General features: G+C 72.0%; 24 protein-coding genes and 1 pseudogene. 7 read left to right on the top strand and 18 right to left on the bottom strand.

The genetic code is table 11. The annotated features are described in order from the left end of the window. Positions 1 to 596 (bottom strand): annotated as a pseudogene (locus tag ACFY29_RS09830) (DUF2637 domain-containing protein); the annotation flags it as partial. Positions 597 to 1401: 805 nt separating this feature from the next. Here ACFY29_RS09830 and ACFY29_RS09835 point away from each other — a divergent pair. Beyond that, positions 1402 to 1971 (top strand): SagB/ThcOx family dehydrogenase, encoded by a 570-nt coding sequence (locus ACFY29_RS09835; protein WP_386984856.1) that lies wholly within the window; start codon positions 1402 to 1404, stop codon positions 1969 to 1971. On the opposite strand, the gene ACFY29_RS09840 is transcribed toward ACFY29_RS09835, so the two are convergent. After that, entirely contained in the window at positions 1872 to 3206 is a 1335-nt protein-coding gene (locus tag ACFY29_RS09840; RefSeq protein ID WP_386984858.1) for a hypothetical protein, read from the bottom strand. The two genes, ACFY29_RS09835 and ACFY29_RS09840, sit on opposite strands and share 100 nt — an antisense overlap. Positions 3207 to 3509: 303 nt before the next feature. On the opposite strand from ACFY29_RS09840, the gene ACFY29_RS09845 reads away from it, so the two are divergent. Then, a complete protein-coding gene (locus tag ACFY29_RS09845; RefSeq protein WP_386984860.1) occupies positions 3510 to 4595 on the top strand; it encodes an endonuclease/exonuclease/phosphatase family protein in 1086 nt (361 codons plus the stop codon). 123 nt (positions 4596 to 4718) lie between these two features. Here the strand turns inward: ACFY29_RS09845 and ACFY29_RS09850 are convergent, their stop codons facing one another. The 5 genes from ACFY29_RS09850 to ACFY29_RS09870 all read right to left on the bottom strand — a co-directional run bounded on the left by ACFY29_RS09850 (position 4719) and on the right by ACFY29_RS09870 (position 9818). Then, the gene (locus tag ACFY29_RS09850; protein WP_386984862.1) at positions 4719 to 6059 is read right to left on the bottom strand and encodes a nicotinate phosphoribosyltransferase; all 1341 of its coding nucleotides are present in this window, start codon (positions 6057 to 6059) and stop codon (positions 4719 to 4721) included. 244 nt (positions 6060 to 6303) lie between these two features. After that, positions 6304 to 8457 (bottom strand): MMPL family transporter, encoded by a 2154-nt coding sequence (locus ACFY29_RS09855; RefSeq protein WP_386984863.1) that lies wholly within the window; start codon positions 8455 to 8457, stop codon positions 6304 to 6306. 145 nt (positions 8458 to 8602) lie between these two features. Next, positions 8603 to 9247 (bottom strand): response regulator, encoded by a 645-nt coding sequence (locus tag ACFY29_RS09860; RefSeq protein ID WP_386984865.1) that lies wholly within the window; start codon positions 9245 to 9247, stop codon positions 8603 to 8605. Next, entirely contained in the window at positions 9199 to 9474 is a 276-nt protein-coding gene (locus tag ACFY29_RS09865; protein ID WP_386984867.1) for a sensor histidine kinase, read from the bottom strand. Before ACFY29_RS09865 ends, ACFY29_RS09860 begins: the two co-directional genes overlap by 49 nt. Next, on the bottom strand, positions 9468 to 9818 hold the full coding sequence (locus ACFY29_RS09870) for a histidine kinase (protein ID WP_386984869.1): 351 nt from the start codon (positions 9816 to 9818) through the stop codon (positions 9468 to 9470). The genes ACFY29_RS09865 and ACFY29_RS09870 overlap by 7 nt, the downstream gene beginning before the upstream one ends. Positions 9819 to 9887: 69 nt before the next feature. Here ACFY29_RS09870 and ACFY29_RS09875 point away from each other — a divergent pair, with 69 nt between their 5' ends. Both ACFY29_RS09875 and ACFY29_RS09880 read left to right on the top strand, forming a co-directional pair. Further along, entirely contained in the window at positions 9888 to 10256 is a 369-nt protein-coding gene (locus ACFY29_RS09875) for a VOC family protein (protein WP_386984871.1), read from the top strand. Positions 10257 to 10270: 14 nt separating this feature from the next. Then, a complete protein-coding gene (locus tag ACFY29_RS09880) occupies positions 10271 to 10708 on the top strand; it encodes a VOC family protein (protein WP_386984873.1) in 438 nt (145 codons plus the stop codon). Between the two features lie 12 nt (positions 10709 to 10720). On the opposite strand, the gene ACFY29_RS09885 is transcribed toward ACFY29_RS09880, so the two are convergent. Continuing rightward, positions 10721 to 11953 carry a hypothetical protein gene (locus ACFY29_RS09885; protein WP_386984874.1) on the bottom strand — a complete coding sequence of 411 codons (1233 nt, stop codon included), beginning with the start codon at positions 11951 to 11953 and terminating at the stop codon, positions 10721 to 10723. Positions 11954 to 12041: 88 nt separating this feature from the next. Further along, entirely contained in the window at positions 12042 to 12845 is an 804-nt protein-coding gene (locus ACFY29_RS09890; protein WP_386984876.1) for a PPOX class F420-dependent oxidoreductase, read from the bottom strand. A 605-nt stretch (positions 12846 to 13450) separates the two neighbouring features. Between ACFY29_RS09890 and ACFY29_RS09895 the strand changes: the two genes are divergently transcribed. Then, the gene (locus ACFY29_RS09895; RefSeq protein ID WP_386984878.1) at positions 13451 to 14131 is read left to right on the top strand and encodes a fibronectin type III domain-containing protein; all 681 of its coding nucleotides are present in this window, start codon (positions 13451 to 13453) and stop codon (positions 14129 to 14131) included. 480 nt (positions 14132 to 14611) lie between these two features. On the opposite strand, the gene ACFY29_RS09900 is transcribed toward ACFY29_RS09895, so the two are convergent. Both ACFY29_RS09900 and ACFY29_RS09905 read right to left on the bottom strand, forming a co-directional pair. Further along, a complete protein-coding gene (locus ACFY29_RS09900) occupies positions 14612 to 16600 on the bottom strand; it encodes a zinc ribbon domain-containing protein (RefSeq protein ID WP_386984879.1) in 1989 nt (662 codons plus the stop codon). Then, positions 16600 to 17208, bottom strand: a complete 609-nt coding sequence (locus ACFY29_RS09905) for an IS607 family transposase (protein ID WP_386984880.1) — start codon at positions 17206 to 17208, stop codon at positions 16600 to 16602. The genes ACFY29_RS09900 and ACFY29_RS09905 overlap by 1 nt, the downstream gene beginning before the upstream one ends. A gap of 98 nt (positions 17209 to 17306) precedes the next feature. Here ACFY29_RS09905 and ACFY29_RS09910 point away from each other — a divergent pair, with 98 nt between their 5' ends. Continuing rightward, complete coding sequence (locus ACFY29_RS09910; RefSeq protein ID WP_386984882.1) at positions 17307 to 18002, top strand: hypothetical protein; 696 nt, start codon at positions 17307 to 17309, stop codon at positions 18000 to 18002. 99 nt (positions 18003 to 18101) lie between these two features. On the opposite strand, the gene ACFY29_RS09915 is transcribed toward ACFY29_RS09910, so the two are convergent. From ACFY29_RS09915 to ACFY29_RS09945, 7 genes are all read right to left on the bottom strand, one after another. Next, positions 18102 to 19253 carry an epoxide hydrolase family protein gene (locus ACFY29_RS09915; protein ID WP_386984884.1) on the bottom strand — a complete coding sequence of 384 codons (1152 nt, stop codon included), beginning with the start codon at positions 19251 to 19253 and terminating at the stop codon, positions 18102 to 18104. A 129-nt stretch (positions 19254 to 19382) separates the two neighbouring features. Then, positions 19383 to 20156, bottom strand: coding sequence for an alpha/beta fold hydrolase (locus ACFY29_RS09920; protein WP_386984886.1), 774 nt, complete (start codon positions 20154 to 20156; stop codon positions 19383 to 19385). Between the two features lie 162 nt (positions 20157 to 20318). After that, entirely contained in the window at positions 20319 to 20699 is a 381-nt protein-coding gene (locus ACFY29_RS09925; protein WP_386984888.1) for a YciI family protein, read from the bottom strand. 34 nt (positions 20700 to 20733) lie between these two features. Continuing rightward, the gene (locus tag ACFY29_RS09930; RefSeq protein WP_386984890.1) at positions 20734 to 21408 is read right to left on the bottom strand and encodes a DUF998 domain-containing protein; all 675 of its coding nucleotides are present in this window, start codon (positions 21406 to 21408) and stop codon (positions 20734 to 20736) included. A 130-nt stretch (positions 21409 to 21538) separates the two neighbouring features. Further along, entirely contained in the window at positions 21539 to 22813 is a 1275-nt protein-coding gene (locus ACFY29_RS09935) for an RNA polymerase sigma factor (RefSeq protein ID WP_386984892.1), read from the bottom strand. Between the two features lie 92 nt (positions 22814 to 22905). Then, a complete protein-coding gene (locus ACFY29_RS09940; RefSeq protein WP_386984894.1) occupies positions 22906 to 23451 on the bottom strand; it encodes a hypothetical protein in 546 nt (181 codons plus the stop codon). A gap of 56 nt (positions 23452 to 23507) precedes the next feature. Beyond that, a complete protein-coding gene (locus tag ACFY29_RS09945; RefSeq protein WP_386984895.1) occupies positions 23508 to 24656 on the bottom strand; it encodes a hypothetical protein in 1149 nt (382 codons plus the stop codon). A 226-nt stretch (positions 24657 to 24882) separates the two neighbouring features. Between ACFY29_RS09945 and ACFY29_RS09950 the strand changes: the two genes are divergently transcribed. Then, positions 24883 to 26421 carry a gluconokinase gene (locus ACFY29_RS09950; RefSeq protein ID WP_386984897.1) on the top strand — a complete coding sequence of 513 codons (1539 nt, stop codon included), beginning with the start codon at positions 24883 to 24885 and terminating at the stop codon, positions 26419 to 26421. Positions 26422 to 26466: the final 45 nt, after the last annotated feature.

Here is a 26466-nt window from a genome sequence, read left to right on the forward strand (position 1 = left end):
GTCCCGGACCGGCGTGTCCTCGGCCCGTCGGTCCGGGACCGCCGGGTCCGGGACCGCCGGGTCCGGGACCGCCGGGTCCGGGACCGCCGGGTCCGGGACCGCCGGGTCCGGGACCGCGGCGATGCAGTCCCGGACCGCTTCAGTGCTCGCGGGGACCGGCAGTAGCGGTGCGGGGACCGGCTCGCGGGTGTCCGGGACCGCGGCGTCCGCGACCAGCGGCGGTCCTGGGGCGACCCGCGTGGGGCGGGCGGTGCGGTCGGGTGGGGCGGGGTCGGCGCGGCCGAGGGCGATCTTCACCATCGTCAGGAAGCCGAGCGCCGGCAGCGCGGCGGCGATCCAGCCGATCGCCGACGCTTCCGCCTCCACCACCTGGGCGGCGAGGGACAGGAACACCGCCACTGTCAGGACGGTCGCCGGGAAGGCGACGCTGGTACCAAGGCGCCGGTGGCGGCGCAGCTCCAGACCGGCAGCGATCGAGGCCAACTCCAGCACGACCGCGTCGGCCCAGGCGAGCCAGCCCGGCTGGCCGTGTGCCGCCGCGACGTCATGCACGTGCCGGAAGAGGCAGCGCCGGCAGCGCCGCCGATCAACAACATGATCAGCACCTGGACGCGGTTCTCCAGCCGCTCCCGCCCCGACCGCTGATCGGCGGCGACGTCGCGGGATCGCTGTTCAGTTGTCGCCAACGGCCCACCTCCCATGGTGAGGCAGCACGTGCGCAATCTTGACTACCGTCGTCGTACCGAGGCGGACCGACCTGGCAGTCGACTTCGTGTAATTGATGTTGGTTGATGCCATGTTCGTGCTCCAGTTGAATGATGTTCAAGGTGCTGGCGACATGGGGTGCAGTCCAGCCCGCTCGGATCAGGGATTGGGCAGACGCGACACTGCCGGCTGACGCCCGTCCGGACGGAACCCCTCCCGCCATGCGCAGGGGCAGGGACAGGGGCAGGGGCAGGGGCAGGGGCAGGGGCAGGGGCAGGCACCAGGGCAGCAGGCGTCGCCACAACCGGCACAGCAGGCTGCGGTCAACAGGCGGACACGGGGGCGGACGGCCAAGCCGAGCCACAAGGGGTCAGGACTCTCGCCACCGGCAGCGCTCGACAAGCGCCATGGTGGTGCGGCGGCTCAACTCGCCGACGAACGATCCTTCATGTGGGGCCTCCCTCTCTCGACGGTCCCAGCACCGTCGGCGCGAACAAGAGCAGGCAACCCGACTCTGGGAGTGCCTGCCCGCCTCTTTCTGGCCGACCGCGCCAGCCGGCAGTGCGGGAACGTGTATCCAGTACGCCCCGGGAACACCGTCGAGTCAACCCCAATTTCGCCCGGATCGGCCAAGGAGCCTTGACGTCAGTCCGGTGGAGTGTTATTCAGTCCGTTCCTGTTGCTCGCAGTCCGCCTGTGTCCGCCCAGTCATGGGCGAAAAACCTCCAGATCTGGCCACCTGGCAGGACGGGGATCTCATCGAATGGACGAGCGCCGCCGAGCGACCCGACCATCGACGGCGAACTCCTCGCCCGCCTGCTGTTCTACTCAGCCGCCGTCACCCGAACCGCCGAAGACAACCTCTGGTTCCGCGCCGCCCCCTCGGCCGGCAATCTCCACCCCCTCGAGATGTACGCGGTGGCCAGCGAGGTGGCCGGGCTCGACGCCGGGCTGTACCACTTCGCGCCGCAGGTGTTCGGCCTGGAGGCACTCGCGGCCGGGGACCACCGCCCGGCGCTGGCCGACGCCACCGCCGACCCGGACGTCGCGGCCAGCCCGCTCGCCCTCGTCGTCACCGGCCTACCGTGGCGAACCGCGTGGAAGTACGCCGAACGGGGCTGGCGGCACGTCTACTGGGACGCCGACAGGGTGAGGGCATGGACGGGTCAGGCGTACACGGGGCGTCGAGTGCCGCCGTGGTCGGCGCACGGCCCGCCTGGCACGCCGGTCATGCTGACCAGGCCGTCGTCGCACTGCACCACGTAGCCCTTGCCGTTCCAGAAGGTGGGCACGCAGTCGAACCAGTCGCAGACGTCCGCGGCCGGGTCGTTGATGTAGGAGCCGCCGCAGTAGTTGTAGCCGTACGGATTCTCCGGTGCGCCACAGAGGTCCACCGGGGTCGGGCTCGGCGAGCCGGTGGACGGGCTCGGGCTGCCGCCACCGGTGCTGCTGGCCGACGGCCACCCGGAGGGTCTGGTCGGTGAGGCACCATCGGTCGGGCCCGGTCCAGGCGAGGTGACCGGCCCGGAACCGGGCCCCGGCGCCGTAGCGGGGCCGGACGTGCCGGGCGCGGTGGTGGCGTCGCGCTGCGGACCAGCGGTGGGAGCGGTGGAGCTGAGCGGCGCGCCGACGGCGGTGGACGGCGAGGGGTCATCCGGGTCGGCCGAGGTCGCGCCGGGGCGGCCGTCGAAGTCCATTCCGACCACCGGGCGGTCCGTCGCGGACCAGCGGACCGCGCCCGCGACACCCGCCAGGGCGACCAGGACCGCGACGGCGGCGACCAGCGCCGGACGGGCGAGGCGGGCGGCGGCCGGGGCCTCGGCGGGCGTGGCCGGTGTCGGGGCCGCCGGCCGGGTACGCCAGTGCGCCACCACCGCCTCGTCGAGCCGGTCCAGGAGCGCGTCCCGCTCCCCGACGGCCTCGGCGTAGGCGACGGTGAGTCGCAGCCGGAAGGCGGACGCCGCCGTCGGCGGTACCCGTACTCCCCGGATCCTGCCCGGCCCGTGCTCGTGCAGCAGGGTGAACGGCTCCGCCGGGTGGTGTGCCACCCCGGTCAGCTGCCGGTACGGCCACTCCCGGACCCCGAGGCGCCCGATGAGGATCAGCCGCCGGTCGGTGACCACCGCCATGCCAGCGTCGACCACCGCGACGCCCTTCGTCAACCCGCGTACCCGGACCGAGTCCTCGAGGGGAACGGCGGCCAGCTCCGGTGCGGGCAGGCCGGCGGTGTGCCGAGCCGTCACCTCGAGGAGTTCCGCGCCGGACTGCACGGTGGCCACGACCTCGTCGTGGTCGAGGGCCACCGGCAACCCCACCGGCGTCTCCGCCCGCGGCTCCGGCTCCTCCGCCCGCGCGCAGAACTCCCGTAGCTCCATGTCGCGTCGTCGCCACGCCTCGACGGCGGTCTCGTACGCCGTGCGCCGCCGCTCGTTCTCTCGGTTAACCCACCGGGCCCGCCAGCCCACCGCCGTCCCGTCCGTCGCCACCGGGTCGCCTCTCATCGCGAAGGGGTTCCGCGTCCACCCGGTACAACCGCGCGCGGCGGCGCGGGACACGTCGTAGCCGTCGACCGGTTCGGCTGGTTCCGTGGATACCGTCGAGTACCCGTACCGGTTGGCCGGTGGGGCCGAACCGCCGATATCCACGGCTGTCCCCGACCGCCTCGCGGCGATACGGTGCACGCACCGCCTCGGGCCGCGCCCCGCCGACAGGTCGCGACGCCGCCTCACGCGTCCCCATCCGCACCACCGGATCGATCTCACGTCCGACGCCGGCGTAGTCGCCGGGAGAGAGGATCGAAGAGGATGCTCCCCACACCCACCACCTCCTGGCGAACGGCGAGAGTCACCCTCGCAGCCGCCATCGCCCTGGTCAGCCTCGGCATTTTCGGCGCACCCGTCCACGCCGAAGGAAAATCCAAGGTCACCGTGATGACCCGGAACCTCTATCTGGGCGGCGATCTGACGCCATCCATCGGCGCGCCGACACCAGGGGCGTTCCTGGCCGCGAACTCCGCGCTGTTAGGCCACGTCGACCTGGTCGACTTTCCCGCCCGGGCGAAGCTGCTCGCCCGGGAGATCACCGAGAACAAGCCGGACCTGGTCGGACTGCAGGAGGTCGCCCTGTGGCGCACCGGCACGTTCGGTGACCCCGCACCAGCCACCGAAATCCGGTACGACTACCTGGCACTGCTCATGGGCGAGCTGAGCCGCTCAGGTCACGCGTACGACGTCGCGGTCGTACAGGCCGAGGCCGATCTGGAGGCGCCGGCGGGCGCGCCGCACTTCCTCGACGTCCGGCTCACGATGCGCGACGTGATCCTGGTGCGCCACGGCGGCCGGATGAAGGTGACCGACTCCTCGTCCGGCACCTTCACCAACAACCTCACCTTCACGCTCGCGGCAACGAACGGGACCGTGACCAGCACCCGCGGTTGGACCGCGGTGGACGTGGTGCACGGGCAACGCCCGTTCCGGTTCGTGAACACCCACCTGGAGGCCTTCCACGCCGGTGTCCGGGTGCTGCAGGCTCGCGAACTGCTGGGCGGCCCCCTCGCCACGGCACCGGGTGACGTCATCCTCGCCGGGGACCTCAACACGGGCCCCGACCTGCCCGTCGCCGAGAACCGGCTCGCCTACGCGGCGCTGGTGGCCGGCGGGATGCGGGACACGTGGCAGATCCTGCATCCGGGTGAACCCGGCTACACCGCGGGTCTGGGCGACGACCTGAACCAACCCGCCGACGCCGTCGAACACCGCATCGACATGGTCCTGTTCCGGGGGGCGGTCGTTCCCGTCTCGAGCCTCATCTTCGGCACCAAGCGGCAAACCCCCGACGGCCGGTGGGCATCGGACCACCTCGGCTACCTGGCCGTGCTGGCCTTGAAGTAGCGCGAACGCTGCTCCGGGCTGGCGCCGACGCGCCAGCCCGGAGTTGCCACAGGCACAGAGGGCCATAGCGTGAGCGGCCCGCCGCGATGACCGCCGCCCCGACGCGTCCGGCCGGCCCGGCTGTCAGTAGGTCCCGCCCCGCGCCACCTGCGCGGCCACCCGCTCGTGCAGCGCGGCGAGGGCCGGGCTGACGGCGGCGGTGAGCGGCGCCGGGTCCACCAGCCGACGCGCCGGCTCCGGTAGCCAGGCGAGGTCCGCGTCGACCCGGCCGCGCGCGGCGCGTACCTCACCGGCCGGGTCGGCGACGGCCAGGCGACGGCCGCCGCGCATGACCGGCACGAGCAGCGGCTCGCGGTCGCCCGCTGGCGGTTCGTCGCGCAGCCCCACCACGTCGCCGTTGGCGCCAGTGGGATCGCGGAAGACCTGCTTGGGACCGGGCAGGGTGGCCTTGCCCGGCGACAGCTTGAGCACCGTCCGGTCGCCGACGGCCACCACCTTGTAGGCGCTGTCCAGGGACGGCGCGTCGAACGAGACGCCCATGCGGGTGCCGACGCCGTACGCGTCGATCGGTGCGCCCGCGGCGACGAGCGCCGCGATGACATCCTCGTCGAGGCTGCCGCTAGCCACGATCTGGGCCTGAGTCAGCCCGGCGTCGTCGAGGATCGCGCGGGCCTGCACGGCCAGCGCGGCGAGATCTCCGGAGTCGAGCCGCACGCCCATCGGACCGGTCAGTCCCAGCTCCGCGATGACCTCGACCGCGGCTCGCACTCCGGCGGGCGTGTCGTAGGTGTCGACGAGGAACACCGGGCTCGTCGGGAAGTCGGTCGCGAACGCGCGGAACGCGGCGCGCTCGTCCGGGAACGCCTCGACGTACGAGTGGGCCATGGTCCCGGACGGCGGCAGTCCGTACCGTCGAGCGGCCTCGACGTCGCTGGTCGCGGCGAAGCCGGCAATCGCGGACGCCCGCGCGACGCCCGCGCCGGCCTCGATGCCGTGCGTGCGGCGGAACGCGAAGTCGACCAGCTGCGCGTCGCCGGCCGCGAGGCGGCATCGGGCGGCCTTGCTGGTGACCGTGGTGTGGAAGGTGATCAGGTTCAGCACGCCGGTCTCCACCAGCTGCGCCTCGGCGATCGGCGCGGTGACCTCCAGCAGCGGTTCGTCGGCGAACACCACGCGGCCCTCCGGCACGGCCCAGACATCACCGGTGAACCGCAGCCCCGCGAGCGCCGCCAGCGTCGCTTCGTCGAGCCCGACGGTGTCGCGCAGGTAGCCGAGTTCGCCCTCGTCGAACGCGAAGCCTTCCAGGTACGCCAGCGCCTCGGCCAGCCCGGCGGCCACCAGGAAGCCACGCTGCGGCGGCAGGCGGCGGACGAACAGGCTGAACGTCGCGCGCTCCACCATGTCCCGGCGCAGGTAGCTGGCCGCCATCCGCAGCTCGTACAGGTCGGTGCGCAGCCCGGTCACGGTTCCTCCATCGGCACTGGGCACGGTCGGCGGGCCGGTGGCATCGTAGTGCGGCCACCCCGTCGGGTCCGGGGTGAAGGCCGGCTAGGGCGTCCGGCCCCCGGCTTCCGAGCCAGCACGCCACGAGCAGCAGTTGGGCGGGGATACCCCTTCCGGTCGCCGGTACACCTGACGGCGGTGAACACGCCGGCCGGCCGCCTCGCCGGAGTCGGGATGCCGCCGCCCGCCGCTTTGACGACCCGCGTTACCCCTTCGCCACGGTCGCCGGCTCGGGCGGGGCGTGCGGCCCGCCGGCCGGCCGCTCGTCGCCGTGGCCCGGCCACCACGCCTTGTGCCCGATCAGCGCGGTCAGCGCCGGAACGAAGAACATCGACATGACGAACGCCGACAGCACGATGCCGATCGCCACCGCGAAGCCCATCTGCTGCAGGAACGAGATCGGCGCAAGCAGCAGCACCGCAAACGTCCCGGCCAGGATCAGCCCTGCCGCCGCGACGGTCGGGCCCGCGTGTTCCACGCCGATGGCGGCAGCCTCGTGTGGCTCGTTGCCCTCCCGCGCCTCCTCGCGTAGTCGGGCGATCATCAGGATGTTGTAGTCCGTCCCGATCGCCACCACGAAGAGGTAGAGGATGATCGGCAGCTGGAAGGTGACACCGGGCTCGCCCTGCAGCCCTTGGAAGAGGTAGACCGTGGCACCCAGCGTGGCGGCGAAGTTGAGCAGCACCGCGATCACGAGGTAGATCGGCGCGACCAGACTGCGCAGCAGCAGCGCGAGGATGAGCGCGATCAGGCCGGCCGCGACCGGCAGGATCACCGACAGGTCGCGGTTGTTCGCCGAATTGATGTCCGCGAAGATCGCGGTGGTCCCGCCGACCAACGCCCGGGTGCCGGGCGGGGCCGCCGCGTGCACGGCACCGCGCAGGTCCTCGCGGACGAGGGTGATCGCCTCGTTGGAGACCGGGTTCTCGTTGAGCAGCAGGTTGACCCGGGCCACACTCGGGTCGGTGCTGCGCTCCGGGGGCTGCGCCTGGCCCACACCCGGGGCTTTCGCTACGGCCGCCGCGAAGTCGTTGACCTGCTGCTCGGTCAACGGCGACCCGTTACTGGTGGTCAGGTAGACCTCGGTAGGGGCGAGCGCACCGGCGGCGAACCCGCGCTGCAGGTCCTGCGCGGCCTTCGCCGACTCGGTGTCCTGCGGGAAGCCGGCGCTGAAGTCGTAGTCGGCCTTGTAGCCCAGTACGCCTGCGGCGAGCGCGACCAGGAGGACGCCAGAGGCCGCCGCGACGAGTGCCGGCCGGCGCCCGACGGCGGTGCCGAGCCGGTGCGAGATGGTGGCCTTGGGCGCACGCTGCCACGCCTTCGACGGCCAGAAGACGTACCGGCCGAGCAGCGAGACCACCGCCGGGACGAGAGTGAGCGAGGTGACCAGCATGACGCCGACCGCGATCGCGAGCGCCGGGCCGAGCGAGCCGAAGAAGCCCAGAGAGGCGAGGAGCAGCACGAGGAACGCGACGATGACCGCTCCGGCGGCCGACGTGATGACCTCACCGACCCGCTGGACGGAGACGATCATCGCGGTGCGCTTGTCGTCACCGGCGCGCAACCGCTCCCGGTAGCGGAAGAGCAGAAACAGGATGTAGTCGGTGCCGATGCCGAACAACACGATCAGCAGGATCGTCTGCAGATCCTGACTGACACTGAGATCGAATGCCTTGCCCGCGGCGGCGACGAGACCCGTCGTGATGCTCAGAACGACGCCGACGACCACCACGGGCAGCAGCGCGGCGATGGGGCTGCGGAAGATGATCAGGATCAGTCCGATGATCAGGATGATCGTCGCGACGCCGACCACGGCGAAGGCATTGTTGAAGGTGTCCTCGTTGTCGACGAAGCTCGCCACGTCGCCGGCCACGCCCGCGGTCAGCCCACTGTTCGCCAACTCCGGGCCGATGTCCGCGCGCAGATCGCGTACGGCGTCCAGCAGCGCCGGGTCGTCGGGGGTGGGGGCATCGAGCCCGACGTTGACGATCTGCACCGACTTGTCCGGCGCCACCGCAGGCGGTCCGGTCAGGTAGCCGGACGTGTGCGGGATGTTCTTGGCCTTGAGCGCCTGGGCGAGCTGGCCCACCTTCGCCTCGTCCGCCGGCGTGAGCTTCTGCCCGTCGGCGCGCTTGACCACGATGATCGCCGTCGCGGTGGCCTGCTGCGGAAACGCCTTCTGCCCGAGCTCGGTGGCCTGCACGGACTCGTACGAGCGGGGCAGGAAGCTTTCCTGATCGGCGGAGGTGATGTCGCTCAGCGATGGTGTGGTGAGGATGATGGCGGCTGCCGCGAGCACCCACCCGGCGATCACCCACCACGCCCTGCCCACCACGAATCTGCCCAGCCGCTCGAACATGGTTTCCCCCCATGTGTTCGGCACAACCGACGTCTGGTGGCCGCAGCGCCCGTGGCACCCGGCCGTCACCCTGCGCTACCGTTGTGCAGCGTACCGTCGCTTGGCAATCCTTTTCGGACGCTTGGGAGTGTCGACCGCGTGCTTTTCAGCCGTTGAGGTGCGCGAGCACCGCGAGCACCCGCCGGTTGTCGTCATCCGACGGCGGCATCCCCAGCTTGCTGAAGATGTTGTCGATGTGCTTGCTGACCGCCTTCTCGGTGACGGAGAGCCGCCCGGCGATCGCCGCGTTCGACCGCCCCTCGGCCATCAGCCCCAGCACCTCCCGCTCCCGGGCGGTGAGTTCCCCCAGCCGCTGCGCGCCGGTGTTGCGGGCCAGCAACTGCGAGACCACCTCGGGATCCATCACCATGCCACCGTCGGCCACCCGGCGCACCGCGTCGATGAACTGGCCGACGTTCGACACCCGGTCCTTGAGCAGGTAGCCCACTCCCCCAGCCCGGTCGGCGAGCAGTTCCCGGGCGTACAACTGCTCGACGTGCTGGGACAGCACGAGGATCGGCAGCCCGGGAAGCCGCGTCCGGGCCTCGAGCGCCGCCTGCAGGCCCTCATCGGTGAAGGTCGGCGGCAGGCGTACGTCGAGGACCGCGACGTCGGGACGGTGCCGGGTGAGCGCCGGCAGCACGGACGGCCCGTCGGCGACGGCCTCGACGACCTGATGTCCGTACGCGTCGAGGATGCGCGTCAGCCCGTCCCGGAGGAGGGCGAGGTCTTCCGCGATGACAACTCGCACGGCAGCTCCATGGTCACGACGGTGGGTCCGCCCGGCGGGCTCGTCACGGTCATCGTGCCATCGAAGGCTGCCAGACGGCGTCGCACACCCGCCAGACCGGTCCCTGCGTCGAAGGTCGCGCCGCCGCGACCGTCGTCGCCGACCACCATGCGCAGCAGGCCGTTGTCAAAGGACAGCCGAACCCACGCGCAGCGAGCGCCACTGTGTTTGCTGACGTTGGTCAACACCTCCGGCGAAGTAGGCGGCGGATTCGACCGCCGCCGGCGGGCTCCCGGGCAGCCGCACGTCGACGTCCACGGGCAACGGCACGGCCAGGGCGAGGGCTTGCACCGCCTCCGTCCAGGCCGCGTTCGGCGAGCACCGGCGGGTAGATGCCGCGGACGAGGTGGCGCAGCTCGGCGAGGGCGTGGCCGCTGGCCTCCTGCGCCTCGGTCAGCAGCCGCTGCGCCGCCGCCGGGTCGTCGGCCAGGAGCTGCTCGGCCAGGCCGATGCTCATCCGCAGCGCGACGAGCCGGGCCTGCGCCCCGTCGTGCAGGTCGCGTTCGATCCGGTGGCGAGCCGCTGCGAACACGGACCACGCGTCGTACCCCGCCGCTAGCGTGGCGTCAGCCTCGCCCGGAGACGCTTGGAGGAGCCCGCGATGATCGACCACCTGTCAGTCCAGGTCCGCGACGTGCCGAGCAGCGCCGCCTTCTACGACGCCGTGCTCGCCCCGCTCGGCGGCCGCCGGCTGCTGGAGTTCCCGAACGTCGTCGGTTACGGCCGGGACCGGCCCGACTTCTGGCTGGGCCCGACCGAAACCCGCGGCGAGGCCCGCGAGCTGCACCTGGCTTTCACCGCCGACGACCGCGCCACGGTCGAGGCGTTCCACGCTGCCGCCATCAAGGCCGGCGCAGAGGTCCTGCACGCACCCCGCGTATGGCCGGAGTACCACCCGACCTACTTCGCGGCGTTCGTCCGCGACCCGGACGGCAACAACATCGAAGCCGTCTGCCACGCCCCGGAGTGATTGGATCTACCGACATGGAACAGCGAATCAGCCTGATCACCCTCGGAGTCACAGACGTGGCGCGCGCAAAGGCGTTCTACGAACAACTCGGCTGGCACGGCCAGGAGGTCGAGGAGACGGTCTTCCTTCAGGCCGGTGGGTCGGCGTTGGTGCTGTGGGGGCGGGACAAGCTGGCCGAAGACGCGGGCGTCGCCGATCCGGGTGACGGCGGCTTCGGCGGGATGACCCTGGCGCAGAACGTCCGCTCTCGGGCTGAGGTCGACGAGGTGTTCGCGGCGGCGGTGGCCGCCGGTGCCGAGGTGACCAAACCGGCTCGGGAGACGTTCTACGGCGGCTACGCCGGCTACTTCACCGACCCCGACGGTCACGTGTGGGAGATCGCCTGGAACCCCGGCTTCCCCCTCGCCGAGGACGGCACCATCACCATCCCCGACTTCGGCGCGACGGGCTGAGTCAGGAAGGGTTCACGGCTCGGTTGGCGGGCAGAGCAGCCGGTCCACCAGTGGTAGCTGTAGGGGATCCAGGCAGAGCGTGATCAGGGCGGGGTCCGGCGACGGCGCGGCAGTAGTCGGGGCCGGCGCGGTGGGCGTGGCCGATGCGGTGGGCAGAGCCGGTCGGCCAGCCGGGGGCGGGTCCGTGGTCGGAACTGGGCCGGGCGTCGGCACCGAGCTGGCGGACGGGGCCGAAGCGGTGGACGGCGCCGAAGGCGACGCCGAAACCGCCAGCGGGACGGGCGTGCCGGTCGTCGACGGCCCGTGCGGCGTGGCGCCTGTGGTGGGGGCCCGCGTCGCACGGCCAACCGGCCCGGTCCTACTCCGCTCCGGTGCCACCGGTCCGATGGGGAGGACGGGGACGACAGCGTCGCCGTCCGCCGGAGCGTCCGTGGCGACAATGACGGCCGCTTCCGTCCGCTGCACAGGGTCGGCCCGCTCTGGCCCGAGAGCGCCCGGGCCCAATGTCGAGAACACCACGACCCCGACGGCGGCGACGGCGAGCGCCCGGCGATCGGGGCGCAGCGCTGTCAGCGGGGCCTCGTCCGGCTCGACAAGCGGCGGCGGCGTCGGTCGCGCGCCCTGGTGGGCGTCCAGCAGGGCGTCGAGTTGTGTGGCGACGGCGGCGCGTTCTCCGGCAAACGCAGCAATGGCGAGGGCCATGTAGAAGCGGGCGTTCACCGCTGCGCTGGCTGGCACCAGCAGCCCGGCGAGCGGGCCGCGGTCGGTGGTGTGCAGCAGGGTGAGGGGGACGTCGGGGTGGTGCGCGGGGGCCGACAGGTCCGCGTACCTCCACTCGCGCCGGTGGTCACGCCCGGCGAAGGCCACCCGGTGGTTGGTCACGACGGCCATGCCGGCGTCAAGGGCCCGCAGGCCCGCCGGCAGGTCGTCGCCGGGTGTGTCGGCGCAGGTGAGGGGCCCCGGCGTCGGCAGTCCGACGACGTGCCGTGCCTCGGCCTCGACCAGCTCCGCGTTGGGAAGTACCCGGAAGACGAGTTCGTCGTCGGCGAGGTCCACCGGCAGGCCGGTACGCGGCTGCGTAGACCCGAGGAACCCGACGGCCTCGATCCGCAGCCGGGTCAGGTGATCCTTGCGTCGGAGCCAGGCGTCGGCGGCGCTGCGGTACGCGTGTCGCCGCCGCCGGTTCTCGCGCTCGGCCCAGGCGATCCGCCAGTGCGGCTCCAAGGTGGTGGGGCGTGAGGTCACGGTCACACGCGGTACAACCGCTCACGTGCGTGACAGGGAACGCGGGTGGGATCGATGCTTCCCTTTGTTCCCGAAAGGAGAGAATTGGCTACCCGCGAGGGCTACCGACCTCGGACAGCTCGGCCCGGTCGCTCGCGGGGACGATCGCGAAGTGCACCGTCCGGCCGGTCCTGCGCCGCCCGAGGCGGTGCAGCAGCGGCACGAGCACGCCGTGCAGCAGCGGGTACTTGCGGCGCAGCGTGCGGGCAGCCATGTCGTACTCCGCGCCTTCCAGCCGCTGGGCGGTGGCCTGGACGGCCGAGCCGGTCGGCACGCCGCGCGCGGTAGACGCCGCCACCGTGACCATCGGGTTGTTGCCGATCCGCCGGGTCTTCCAGGCCCGTTCGAAGCTGCGCACGTACGCCCGGCCGCCGGCCACCGCGATGCTCACCGGCGTCCCGACCGGTCGGCCGTCCCGGCGGTACGTAGTCAGTACGACCGTCTTCTGCGGGCCGAACAGTGCCAACGCCGGCACACCGGTCGGTGAAACCACGCCGAGCACCCAACCCCGCTCGCGCCACCGGTACGCGAACGCCGCGCCGGCTACCACCACGGCACCGCCGATCGCGAGGGTCTGCCCGGTGGTGCCGCCGAGATTGCGGTCGGCGACGTGCACCACCGTGTGAGCGGTCCCGCCGACCATGTAGCCGGCGAAGGCCACAGTGAGCGCGTCGGCCCAGATGGTGGCGAGCAGCAGGGTCACGCCGATGCCGAGCTGGAAGGCACCGATGTCGTGCACGAAGTGCCGGTGCGGCGGGAAGTCGGCCCAGGTGCTGAACGAGGCCGGGGCGAGCATCGCCCACACCCCGACGACCACGCCGGCCAGCCCGAGCAGGGCGGCGGCGGTTCGCACGATTGTTCTCATACGCCCATGACGAGACCACGCACCTCGGCGTGACACCCGAACGACCCGGCTCCGCCAGTGGTCACTACGGGCGCAGCGAGGCGAAGAACTGCGGCGCCCGCTTCCACGGCAGCGCGGCAGGCGACCAGTCGCACGTTGCCGGCCTCGCGCCGCGGTTGAAAGACGCTCACCGGCGCCTGCCTGGACGCCGGGGCTATCGCGGTAATGCGGGCGTTCCCCTCGCGAGCGTGGACTAAAAATAGGGTGTTCTAAATATAGATCATGATGACAGACTGTGCCCCGTCATTGATCAATCACGGGGACGAGCGGCATGGCCGACAACAGACGTACTCGATATTTCAGTAGGTCCTTGCGCGCGACGGCACTCGCCGTCGCGCTCGTCCTACCGATCACCCTGATCAGCCCGCCGGCTGCCCAGGCGGCTACCGAGGCGGTGACCGAGGAGCAACTTCCGGCCTGCACCGACCCGTCCGTACCGGAGGACATCAACCACGCCTCCATCCGGCTCGAAGGAACCGATAGCCGGGTCGGAGGTCGCGGTCGACGCGAATGGCAAGATCGCCATCAACGGCTACCTGCACAAGCAGGCCACGATGGTGGACGTCTCAATCGAGGACACGACCTCGTCCAGCTTCACCTTCGGTCCGCCGCCGCCCGGCGTCACGAACTGGTCCGCCTCGTGGACCACCAGCATGCGCCCGCCGCACCTGGGCCCGGTCCAGGTCTGCTCCCGCGCCGAGCGTGAACCCGGCCGGTACGCGAAGATTCTGCGCGACATCACCGTGGTGGACCTGATCCCGCCGAGCAACGTCCCGAACCTAGCGGTCGGCACGATCACGGCGACCAGCGCCAAGGTGAGCTGGGGCGCGGCGACCGACAACGACGGCCTCGCGGGATACGAGGTAACCGTCGACGGCGGCACGACGCAGCGGACCACCATCGGTACCCGCTCGTACTCGATCACGGGGCTGCAACCGTTGAGCAACCACACCGTCTCCGTGGTCGCCATCGACCTGGCCGGCAATCGGTCGGCGACGCCCGCCACGACGTCCTTCACGACGGACGCGTTGCCGCCGCCGCCGGACGTTGACGCCGGTCTGATCCTGGACCCGGATGGGGGGCGCCACGGCCAGCTGGCACCCGCAGCCCGCCAACGAGGCGAGCTACCGCGCCTACCTGGACGGCGAGATCTACGACCAGTTCGCGCTGGAGCAGCTCTGCGTGGACGGCAACGGCCAAGTGGCCAACCCGTGCACGGCGGACAGCGTCATTAAGCTCCCGATCGAGCCGCTCGAGGAGTTCACGCCGTACGCGTTCCGGGTCGAGGCGCTGCGCGCCGACGGCACGGTGGCACGGCAGCTCGCCGGTGACTTCACCACGATGATCCATGTGGACGAGGTGTCGGCGGCGACCACGCAGACGACCGCCAGCGAAACGTCGCAGTGCGCCGGCGCCGGTGGTGACTTCTACATCGCGGCCAGCTCACGCGCCACGGTGCCGGTGCCCGCCGGCAGCACGCAGATCTTCCTCGGCTGCTACCGGGCGGCGAACAGCAGCTGTCTCGACGCCTTCCTGCCGCCGTCGGGCGAGAAACTGCTCGACTGCGCGGACAACATCACCGACATGCTCTTCGCGGTGGCCCCGTCCGGCCGCGGACCGGTGATCTCCTCGGTGGACGCCGCGCAGGCCCGCCTGCTGGTGCCGGGCCCGATGGCGCCGATCGCCTGGTGTGCGAGCGGAGCGTCTCTGGTTTCCTATGTGATCCTCAGCGAGGCGGACATCGTGCCGGTACCGCCGTCCCGGTTGGTGATGGGGGTGGCGTGTACGTGGCGGTGGAAGCCGCGGCCGAGGGTTGCCCTGCGGACCCGGTGTGGGTGTCGCGGGGCGGTGGTGGTGGAAGCCGTGTGCGGCACCTGGCGGACCGGCCCTGGCGGGTTGGTCTCCTGGGGTGTCCGTCCCGCCGGACGCTTGCCGCCAGTTCCCGGTGGGGGTTCTGTCGGGGCGGGAACCTGCCGTCGCGAGGGCAGCAGGCGTGAGGTTTTCGCAGTTGCAGGTCGGGTCTGCTTCGGGGTGGGTGCTGTTTTGCGTCGGTTCCGCACCGGCCTGGTTGTCACGGCTGGGGTTGGTCGACGCGCCCGGCGCCGCACGGGTGTGTCGGTGGCTGTGCGGATCGCGGCCTGGCCGCTACGGTCGCGGCGGGTTTTGGTCTGGTTGGCCAGGCCTCGGGCGGCGATGCGTTGCGCGGCGGCGTGGTCGCGGTCCAGTGACAGGCCACACGAGCAGGTGGCCCACCGGTACCCGGCCACGCACCGGTCCGGTGCCTTGACATGCGTGACCGCAGCGCCGCAGCGGGGACAGCCCGACGACGTACCACGCGCCGGCACAGTCACGACGGCGATACCGGCTTTCGCGGCGAGGTGGGCGACGGCGGTGAACACGGCTCCGCGTACCGCACCGGACAGTCGCCGGTTGAGGCTGCGTGACCGGCCACCGGCCTCGAGGGTGGCGAGGTTCTCGACGTAGACGACGGTGGCGCCGGCCGCGGTCGCGTGGTCGACGAGCCACCGCGCCGCCGACCAGGCAACCGCGTGGTTGAGGTGCCGGATCCGGGCGCACACCGCCGCATGTTCAGCCTCCAAGCAGGCAAGCTTGCCAGCCAGGGCCGAGTCGGCGGGGGCGTCGGCGGGCCGGCCGTCCCGCAGCCGAGTCAGGTGGTCGGCTTTGGTGCGCAGGCGTTCGCGGTGGCGGCGTAGTCGCACCAGTTTCGCCGACACGCCGGTCGCGTCGAACCGCAACGGACGCCCGTCCACGACGACGGAGCCGCCCTCGAGGTCGGCCACGGTGGCGGTCAGCAGGGTGTTCACCCCCCAGTCGACACCCAGCCCCCGCGTGTGCCCGTCTACCGGCGGCGGCGTGTGCGGGGCCCGCCACGGCAGGTCGACACGAACTCTGCCATCGCGGGGCCGCACCGTCGGAGTACACACCTTCACCCCGGCGGGCACGATCACCGGCAGCACCACGTCGAAGGCATGCCACACCCAGTCACGGTACGAGACCGGCCCCGCACATGTCGGAAGCTGCGAGCACACCCGCACCATGCGGTCGTCGACCCGGTCGACGACGACCTGTTGCCGGTCGGCCGCGGCCAGGCTCACCTGCCGCGCCACAACCGGCGGACCCTCCAACTCACACACGTCCGCGGGCAGCCGCCCATGCACGCCAAGGTATCCGGCGATCTGCCGGGTGCGGTTGCGGATCGTCGCGGTATCGCATCCTTCGGGTAGCGCCGCCCGCAACGCCGACCATTCGCCATCGGTCCGGGCGAATGGATCGGCCGGCCACGTCGCCAGCAGCGCGGCAACGACCGCGTGACGGTGACATCCCAGACGCAGAGCCCGGGCGGCTTCCTCCTCGGCGATGCGACGAACCCGGTCCGACACCACCACACCCGCCGCCGCCACCGCACCCCAGCCGAGCCGGCGCAACGCCATCCACCCACTGGCCGGCAGACGCCGCCCATCAACGCCGACCCCAGCCGCAAGCAACGCAAGATCCGCATCCGACCAATGCGCGGCGATCACCTGATCGGCCATGCCCCGCACCAGGTCCGCCAGCCACCCCACCCGCTCGGCAAACACCCGCCCCGCCACCGGCACCCGCACACCCGGCGCGTCGGGCGTACCGCCGCACACCGCCCGGTACGCCGTGCACGTCGCGGTCGACGTCAGCCAGGAGCCAGCCACTACCCCACGCCCTCACCCGCGGCTGCCAGCAGCCGGCGCTTGGCCTCACGCGACCGAATCCCGTACATCCGGCCAGCGAACGTTGCCACCAGGGACATAAAGTCGTCTAACAGTTCCTCGATCCCACCGGCCGAACCCTTCGAATACAGCACCTCGACGCTCACCCCGTCACGGGCAAGCAGAGCGCTCAACCAGGCGGTGCCGAACCGGGCCAGACGGTCGCTGTGGGTCACTCTCACCACCGTGAACTCGCCCGCCGCCGCTGCCTTCAACAGCCGCGTCAGACCCGGCCGGTTCTCCCGCAGCCCAGACGCCCTGTCCCTGAACATCGCCACCACCTCGCCGGCAGCCGTAGCCCTCAGCTCCGCCTCCTGGGCCACCAGCGACGACTCCTGACCCGTCGTACCCGACACCCGCACATACAACGCCTCACGCCGCGGCCGTTCCGCCTCACCACGACCCACGAACACGTCCAGCAACGCAGAGTCGAACCGACGTTCCCGACCCACCCACGTCACCGCCACACGACCCTCATCCGCCCACCGACGCAAAGTCACAGGATGCACACCGATGTACTCCGCAGCCGGACCCAGACGCAGCAACGACATGACCGAGAAAGTAACACATAGGATCGCTTAGCCAATCAACCATCAGCGGCACACCCTCTGCATGACCCCCGTGGCCCCCGTAGCCGAGGAGCTTCCTGATGCTCGACGACATGCGTGTGCTGGGCGACGCGGTGCGGGAGTACCGCGTCGCGGCGACGGCTGCCGGCCTCGACTGGCCCGACCAGGGCGAGTCGCCGGCCGGGCAGCCGCCGGACGTGGTCTACCGGATCTTCGGGGTGGATCACGTGGCGGAGCAGCTGACCTGGTTGCAGTCGCAGCGATGGCCCGACCGGCGGTTGCTGCCCAATGCCGGATGGCGGATGCCATGGCCGGAGGGCGGGGACGCGCTGGACTATCTGGGGCTGTCGATCGGCACGCCGTTCCCCTGGCGGCAGCAACTGCCCCTGTTCCACTTCGATTTCCTCCTCTACACGTTCGTCCTCGCGGGCGAGCACGAGGGTGAGATCTGGCGTTACGTGATCTCGGAAGACGCCTGGGAGTCCGTCCGTGCCGCCACCAGCCTGGCCGGGCTCTTCGACCAGTGGGCCAGGGGAATCGCCGCCGGGGTGGTCGGCTACGACGAGCACAACAAGTGGCTCCTGGTCGACGACGACGTGGCCGGGGCTCCCGGCCTCGACCCGCTGGCCTTCCCGGTGGCTCCGGTGGAGGAGACGCTGCTGCGGGCGCGGCAGCGCGAATGCGGAGTGAACATGGCCGTCGTCGAGGAGGGCTTCGAGTACCAGGAGGAGTTGCTCGACGCCATCGACGCCGCCAAGGCGTCGCTCGGCGCGTAGCCCGGGTGCCGGCGGCTGTTCCGGTGACAACCGAAACAGCCGCCGGCCACGCCGGGCGCTAGTCAGCCAGGGCGCCGGCCGGCCCGGCTCCCCTGCCGGTCAGTACGGGCGCAGCGAGGTGAAGAACTGCCTCATCTCACCGGCGAGCAGGTCCGGCTCCTCCAGCGGCATGAAGTGCCCGCCCCGGCCCGGTTCGCTCCAGTGCCGGATGTCGGTGCAGGCCCGCTCGGCGATCTCTCTGGGGAGGTTGGCCTGCGAGGGTTCGGTGCTCACCGTGAAGGCGGCGGGCACGGTGATGTCGGGCCGTGGGGTGTTGTGGTCGAAGTCGAAGTACTGCCGGAACGAGGAGCCGATCGTGTCGGTGGCCCAGTACAGCGTGATGATGGTGAGCAGGGTGTCCCGGTCGAAGCTGTTCGCCAGGTCACCGTGGTTGTCGCTCCAGTCCCGGTACTTGTCGACGAGCCAGGCGGCCAGCCCGGCCGGTGAGTCGGCGAGCGCCGCCGCGAGGGTGTCCGGCCGGGTGCCCATGATGGCGCTGTAGCCGCCGTCGGTCTCGTCGTACGCGGCTTCGGCGTCCAGGTACGCCTGCTCGGCCGGGGAGAGCGGACGGGCGTCGAAGCTGGCCGGGAACGGTGGGTGGATCATGTGGATGCCGGCGACCTGTTCCGGGTACAGGGCACCCAGCCAGCCGGTGACCACCCCGCCGACGTCGCCGCCGAAGGCGCCGTAACGCTCGTAGCCGAGCACGTCGGTCATCAACTCGTGCAGCGTCCGAGCGAGGACGGCCCGGGTCACCGGCTCGTCAGGCACCTCCGAGAAGCCGAAGCCGGGCAGCGAGGGCACCACTACGTCGAACGCGTCAGCGGGGTCGCCGCCGTACCGGGCGGGGTCGGTCAGCCGGTCGACCAGGGGCAGCATCTCGACGAAGCTGCTGGGCCAGCCGTGGCTGAGGATCAGGGGCAACGGCGCGGGCGTACCGGCCGGACGGGCCGCGCGGACGTGCAGGAAGTGCAGCTTCCGGCCGCCGACGAGGGCCAGGTGGTGTGGGTAGGCGTTGAGTTCAGCCTCGCGGGCCCGCCAGTCGAACCCGTCGCGCCAGTAGGACACCAGGTCCCGCAGGTAGTCGGGGTCGACGCCGCCCTGCCACGGCTGCTTGCCGCTGCGTTCGGTGAAGCGGGTACGGGCCAGTCGTGCCCGCAGGTCGTCGAGGACCGCATCGGATACGTCGATGCGGAACGGGGAGATAGACATTGGTCCTCCGATAAGGAGGGCGCTCCCCGACGCGAATGGTCAGCTGAGGGGGACGGCCGAGTGGAGCGCCCAGACGTGACAGTGGGTGTTCACCGGGCTCACCTCCTCTCGTGGCTGACGGACGTCACCCTACCCGTGGTCGTTGCCGGCCGCGCCATCCGGGTTGGCCGCCGATTCGAGCGGCTCGGTGAGGAAGTCGATGATGAGGCGGTTGCACAGGTCGGGCTTGTCGGCGAGCAGGCCGTGGCTGGTGCCCGGCACCACGGCGAGCTGCGACCGCGGCAGCCCGTCGCGCAGCGCCAGGGTGTGCTCGACGCGGACCTCGTCGTCGTCGGCGACCATCACCAGCGCCGGGCCGGGGTAGCCGGCCAGGTCGGCGACGGTCACCGTCGGCTCCTCGTGGTGCATCCGGTCCAGCTTGGCCTTGACGATCGGGAAGTGCTGCGGCCCGTCCGGTGACACCTCGCCGTGGTACCGCACGAAGAACGCGACGGTCTCCTCGTCGAGGTCGACGGCGCCGTCGATCCAGCCGTCGTGGTGGAACACCCCGGCGGCGAGCACCAGCCGGCGGACCAGGTCGGGGCGGCGCAGCGCCACCAGCAGCGCGACCGGGGTGCCGTCGCTGTGCCCGACCAGGTGCGCCGGCCCGCCGACCACCTTTTCCAGGAACGCGATGGTGTCCTCGGCCATCAGTTGGTAGCTGATCGGGCCGCCCACATCGGGGGTACGACCGTGCCCGCGCCGGTCCGGTCGGTAGACGGTGAACCGTTTCGCCAGCCCCGGCACGTTCTGCCCGAGGGCCCGGGAGTCGGCGAAGCCGGGGTGCAGCAGCACCAGCGGCTCCCCCGCGCCATCGCGCTCGTAGAACGTGTTGACCTCGCCGAGCTGCACGTAGCCGGGCATCCCGGGCTCCCTTCCGGGCGGAGGTGCCGCCCGAGCGTGATGACTCTGGAGTATCGATAAACCGCAGAGGTATCACGACCGTCCGACACTGTCGCGCGCCGAGCCGGGCAAAGCCGCCGCCGAGCCGCACGGGCGGCACGGCGGCGGCACGGCGTGGCCGGATCAGGTCGTATGGCCGGCCTCCGGCGCCTCGTAGACCCGGCGAATGTCCACCTCGACCTCGCCGATCGTCTCGGCGAAGACGTCGGCGAACCGCCGCCCCCACTGCACCGCCTCCTCCTGGGAGCGCACGTCCACCAGCGCGAATCCGGCGATCAGCTCCTTGGTCTCCGTGAACGGCCCGTCGGTGACGGTGGTCTTGCCGCCGGTCACGGTGATCCGGGTGGCGCCCTTGGAGGTCTCGCACAGCCCTTCGGCGGCGAGCAGTATCCCGGACTGTGCCACCTCCTTCATGAAGGCCTCCATCCGGGCGATGAACTCCGGGCTCGGGTCGAACGCCCCCGGCAGGTTCTCGTTGAGCTTGTGCATCAGCATGTAGCGCATCGGTTCGGTCCTCTCGTGATCGATGAAACGACGGTCAGCGGGCGAGCTGCCGGCCGCAGAGCGCGGTCAGCCAGGCGAAGATGACGGCGCAGGCGAGCGCCATCCGGACGCTGACGGTGTCCTGGTCGGGCCAGGCCAGCACCACGACGACGGGCAACGCGCAGCCGAGGGAGAACGCCGCCCAGCCGCGCTGCCCGGCCCGCCACCAGCCGCGGCCGAAGACCAGGCAGGCGATGGTCAGCGATCCGAAGGCCAGCGCAGCGCCGACGCCGTGGCCGACGGCGTGCCAGCTCAGCGTCTCCGGCGCACCCTCCGGCGCGCCGGTCGGCCAACCCATGCTCGGGTCGGAGACCAGCACCCCGCCGATGATCAGCCCGACACCGTGCACGGCAACCAGCGCCGGCCCCCACGTTCCGGCGGGCTCGCCGCGCAGCGTCCGCCGTAGCCCGACCGCGCCGGCCAGGGCGAGCAGTCCGGTCACCACGAAGTTGGTGATCTGGATCCAGCCCAGGTCGCCGAGGGCGAGCAGGCTCAGCGGTTGCCGGCTCAGGTCGAACCCGTCGCGGGTGAGCACCTGGGCCGCGGCCACCACCCCGAACAGCGGACCGGCGGCGGCCCCGCCGGCCAGCAGCGCCCTTGTCGTCGTACGCCGGGAGCCGACGCCCGCCACCGCGGACCCTGCGCCCATCGCGTTTGCCGTCGTCGTCATGCCGATCTCCTCATCTGTCCCGACCGGCCGGTGGCCGGTCTCGTGCGCCGGTGCGAGCCGGCTTCCACTGACGCGTCGAGCGGTTCGGTCGGGATACGACATGGCGGCTGACATTTCTTCCGGCGATTTTTCAGCGGGTCGGCGCGACGCCCCGGGCGCAGTCAGCGGCGCGGACGAGCAGCAACGCACGCTCGCGTTCGTTGCTGGTGAGCTGAGCGGCCCGGGCGAACTCAAACCGCGCCTCGTCGTAGCGGCCCAGCTTCGCCAACAGGTCCCCGAGCACGCTGGGCAGCAGGTGGTAGCCGGCCAGCGCCGGCTCGTCGGCCAGCGCCCGGGCCAGGTCCAGGCCGGCGGCCGGGCCGTCGGCGAAGGAGACCGCGACGGCCCGGTTCAGCTCCACGACCGGCGACGGCACGACCCGGGCCAGCTCCGCGTAGCCGGCCGCGATCCGCGCCCAGTCCGTCTCCTGCGGGGTACGCGCCCGCGCGTGGCAGGCCGCGATCTCCGCCTGGAGGGTGAACGGGCCGGGCGGTCCGTCGGCGGCGCGGGCCCGGTCCAGCGCGGCCAGGCCCCGGCGGATCAGCATCATGTCCCAGCGTCCCCGGTCCTGCTCCATGAGCAGGACCGGCTCGCCGGTGGGGTCGACCCGGGCCGCAGTGCGCGACGCCTGGATCTCCAGCAGCGCGGCGAGCCCGTGCACCTCCGGTTCGTCGGGCATCAGTCCCTGGAGGACCCGGGCCAGGCGCAGCGCGTCCGCGCAGAGGGCCGGGCGCATCCAGTTGTCGCCGGCGGTCGCCGAGTAGCCCTCGTTGAAGATCAGGTAGATCACCTCCAGCACGGAGGCAAGCCGTTCGCCGCGCTCCGCGACGCCGGGCACCTCGAACGGCACCTTCGCGTCGGCCAGGGCTTTTTTGGCCCGGGTGATCCGCTGCGCGACGGTCGTCTCGGGCACCAGGAACGCCCGGGCGATCTCCTCGGTCTTCAGGCCGCCGAGCATCCGCAGGGTCAGCGCCGCCCGCGCCTGCGGCGACAGCACCGGGTGGCAGGCGGTGAAGACCAGGCGCAGCAGGTCGTCGTCGATCCGTTCCTCGAAGGCGGCGTCGAAGTCCGGGGTGAACTGCTCGTCGCCGAGGTCGTGCCCGAGCTCGGCGACCCGGCGTTCCAGCAGGCTCCGGCGGCGTAGCGCGTCGATCGCCCGCCGCTTGCCGACTGTGGTCAGCCAGGCGCCCGGGTTGGCCGGTACGCCGTCGCGTGGCCACTGTTCCAGGGCTGCGACCAGGGCGTCCTGCGCCAACTCCTCGGCCCAGCCGACGTCGCGCACCAGTCCGGCCAGGGCGGCGATCACCCGCCCGGCCTCGATCCGCCACACCGTCTCGATGGTGCGGTGCACCTGCTCATCCCCCATGACCGCCCATCAGAGCAGCCCGGTACCGCCGAGACAAGGAACGACATCGGCGGCGGGCCGTGCCGCGACTGCGGGGAGGCGCGGCTGGCCGGTCAGCCGGCGCGTCGGCGGTGCGTCATAGGCCCGGGCAGCGGGCCTCGGGCCGGGAACCGCGACGGCGCGCGCGGCGGGTACGCCTCGCAGTGCCCGGCCCACTGCTCGGCGGCTACCGCCAGCGCGTCCGCGGAGACGGTGAGGATCAGCGGGTAGATCGCGGTGGTCGGGCGGCGCATCCACGGTGGCAGCGACTCGGCGGAGAACTCGACGGTCAACTCCAGCCGGCGGCGGCGGATCACCCGCGTTCGCAGGGTCAGGTTGGGTTCGGTGAAGCTGACCACCGCCGAGGGCGGGTTCGGGCCGACGGCGGCCTCCGCCTGCCCCCGCAGCCAACTGCCGAGCGCGCGGGCCTCCTCCACCAGGAGACTCGGGTAGTGATGCGACCAGGTCTGACCGTCAGCGGTACGGGCGTCGACCTCGATGAGCAGCCAGTCGCGCCAACCGGGTGCGGACCGGTCGGGGTCGTCGGGCGGGTCGATGCCGGGCTGGTAGCCCACCGGGCGGATCCTCAGCCGGGCACCGTCGTCGGACCGGATCTCCATCCGGCCAATTCTGACCGACCGAAGTCGACGAGCGGGCGGAAACCGGCATTAAACGGTCACTTCCAGATGGTTCGCCGCACACCCCGGTGCTCGGTGCAGGCGTTCGACCGGCCACCGTTCAGGCTGACCGAACCGTCGCGGCACTGCACCAGGTAACCCCGACCGGACCAGAACTGCGGCACGCAGTCGAACCAGTCGCAGACCTCAGTGGCCGGCCGACGGATCCGGGTTCCGCCGCAGAAGTCGTACCCCAGCGGGTTTTCCGGCGCGCCGCAGCGCTGGTCCCGGCTCGCCGTGGGCGACGGGCGCGGCGACTTCGTCGGCTTCGGTGTCGTGCGGGGCGAGGGCGGCGGGGCCGCCGGGTAGAGCAGCGCGGGGACTGCGCTGGCACTGGACGCCGGGGTGGCCGCGACGGCGACCTCCGCGCCGCCGTTCGGGTCGGACGGGTCCGACTCGAACAGCGCGGCCGGCACCAGCAGCGCCACGGCCGCGGCAACCGCGACGGTTCGCCGGCCGCCCGGCACCAGCGCGGAGAGCCGGGCCTGCCCGGGAGTGGCCGCGGCCGGCCGGAACGGCTTGAGCTGGGCGTGCTCGGCGATCAGCTCGTCGAGCTGGGCGAGCACCGCCGGACGCTGCTCGATCGCGTCGGCGAAGGCCAGGGTGAGCTTGAACCGGAAGTCCGCCGCCGCGTCGGTGGGCAGCATCAACCCGGAGGTCCGCCGCCGGTCCAGCACCTGGATCAGGGTCACCGGCGCCGCCGGGTCGTGGCCCAGGCCGGTCATCCGGCCGTACGCCCAGTCGCGCCGGCCGCGCCCGCCGAGCAGCACCAGTCGACGGCTGGTGATCACCGCCATGCCGGCGTCGGCGACCCGGACGCCGTCCGGGCGACGCTGGCGCAACGGCCCGGCCGGCGGGGCGACCGTGAGGTCCGGCGCGGGCAGCACCGTGGTGTGCCGCACCTCGACGAGCTGCGCGGCGGGCAGCGCCCAGAGCACCACCTCGTCGCCGGCCAGCTCCAACGGTAGGCCGGCGCCGGCCGCCGCGGAGCCCTGGAAGTCGGCGGCCAGGGCACGCAGCCGCCGCAACTCGTCGTCGCGTCGCCGCCACGCCGCCTCGGCGCCGCGGAACGTGCTGACCCGCCGAACGTTCTGCCGGCGCGCCCACCGGTACCGCCATGTGGAACCCGTCGAATCAGTCTTTGCCACGCCGACTCCTCCGCCGCGCTGGCCACCAACCGGGGTGTCACACCTTTTAACAGCGGCGGCGCGCCGCCCGGACACGCCAAAAAAGGGCGAAGTATCCGATCGGCGGAGCAAATTGCACGATAGGGCGATACTGCTGCCGACACTCATTCGGTCCGGAGCGCCGTCTCGCTCGGTAACGTCAGCCGCAGCCGGGTGGCGATGCCGCCGTACGGAGGGGGTGAGGGTCGTGCCGCAGGAAACCCGGCCCGGGGTGGTGATCGGGGTCGACATCGGCACCACCAGCACCAAGGTCGTCGCGTACGGCACCACTGGCCGAGAGCTCGCCAGCCACACGGCCGGCTACCCGCTGGACGACCCGCAGCCCGGGTACGCCGAGCAGGACCCGCAGGTCATCCTCGACGCGGTGCTGATATCGATCCGCGCGGTGGTGGCCGAACTGTCCGAGCCGGTGGCCGGGCTGTCGTTCGGCTCCGCCATGCACAGCCTGATCGGTCTGGACGCGGACGGCGTTCCGCTCACTCGGTCCGTGACCTGGGCCGACGCGCGATCCAGCCGGCAAGCCGAACGGCTACGGGCGGTGCCGTCCGGGCTGGCCCTGCACCGACGCACCGGGACGCCGATGCACCCGATGGCGCCGCTGCCCAAGCTGCTCTGGTTCGCCGAGCAGGAGCCGAAACTCTTCGAACGGGTCGCGCACTGGGTCGGCATCAAGGACTGGGTGCTGCTGCGGCTCTGCGAGGTGCTGGTCACCGACCACTCCGTCGCCTCGGGCACCGGCCTGATGGACATCCACAAGCTGGAGTGGGACAGCGAGGCACTGGCCATCGCCGGCATCACCGAGGAGCAGTTGCCCCAACTGGTCTCCACCACCGCCGTACTGCCCGGGCTCACCCCGCAGGCCGCGGCGGCGACCGGCCTGCCGCAGCGCACCCCGGTGGTGGTCGGCGCCGGCGACGGGCCATTGGCGAACCTGGGCCTGGGCGCGGTACGCCCCGGCATGGTGGCCTGCTCGATCGGCACCAGCGGCGCGATGCGGGTGATGGTCGAGCGGCCCGGCGTGGACCCGCTCGGCGGAGTGTTCTGCTACGCGCTGACCGAGGATCGCTGGACGGTCGGCGGCGCGATCAACAACGGCGGCATCGTGCTCCGCTGGGCCTCCGAAGCGCTCGCCCCGGACCTGGGCCCGCACTCCGAGGTGGAGTTGGTCGCACTGGCGGCCCGGGCACCGGTCGGCTCGGGCGGGCTCATCATGCTGCCGTACCTGCACAGCGAGCGGGCGCCGCACTGGAGCGCGCTGCCCCGCGGCGCGTACGTGGGGCTGACCCACGGGCACCGCCGCGAGCACCTGGTGCGCGCCGCGTTGGAGGGGGTCTGTCAGCAGCTCGCGCTGGTGCTCAGCTCGGTGCGCGCGGCCGGCAACGAGGTCCGTGAGGTCCGGGCTGGCGGCGGCTTCGCCCGCAGCGGCCTGTGGCGGCAGATGCTCGCCGACGTGCTCGGCCTGCCGGTGAGCTTCCCGACCGGGCCCGAGGGGTCGAGCTTCGGCGCGGCCATGCTCGGCATGCAGGCGTTGGGGCTGATCCCCAGCATCGACGTGGCCTGCGACCTCGTGCGGATCGAGGAGACGGTCCGCCCCGACCCGGCCGCCGCCGCCACGTACGCGGCGCTTCTGCCGCTCTTCGCCGAGCTGTACGAGGCGCTCGTGCCCACCTTCACCTCGATGCGCCGGCTGGCACCCGGCCTGCCCACGGGCCTCATCCAGGGTTGAGCGCTTGTCAGGACATGGCCGCCCGGACGGGTGACGCCAGTCCCG

Source organism: Micromonospora sp. NPDC000668 (assembly GCF_042897975.1).
GTDB lineage: Bacteria > Actinomycetota > Actinomycetes > Mycobacteriales > Micromonosporaceae > Micromonospora.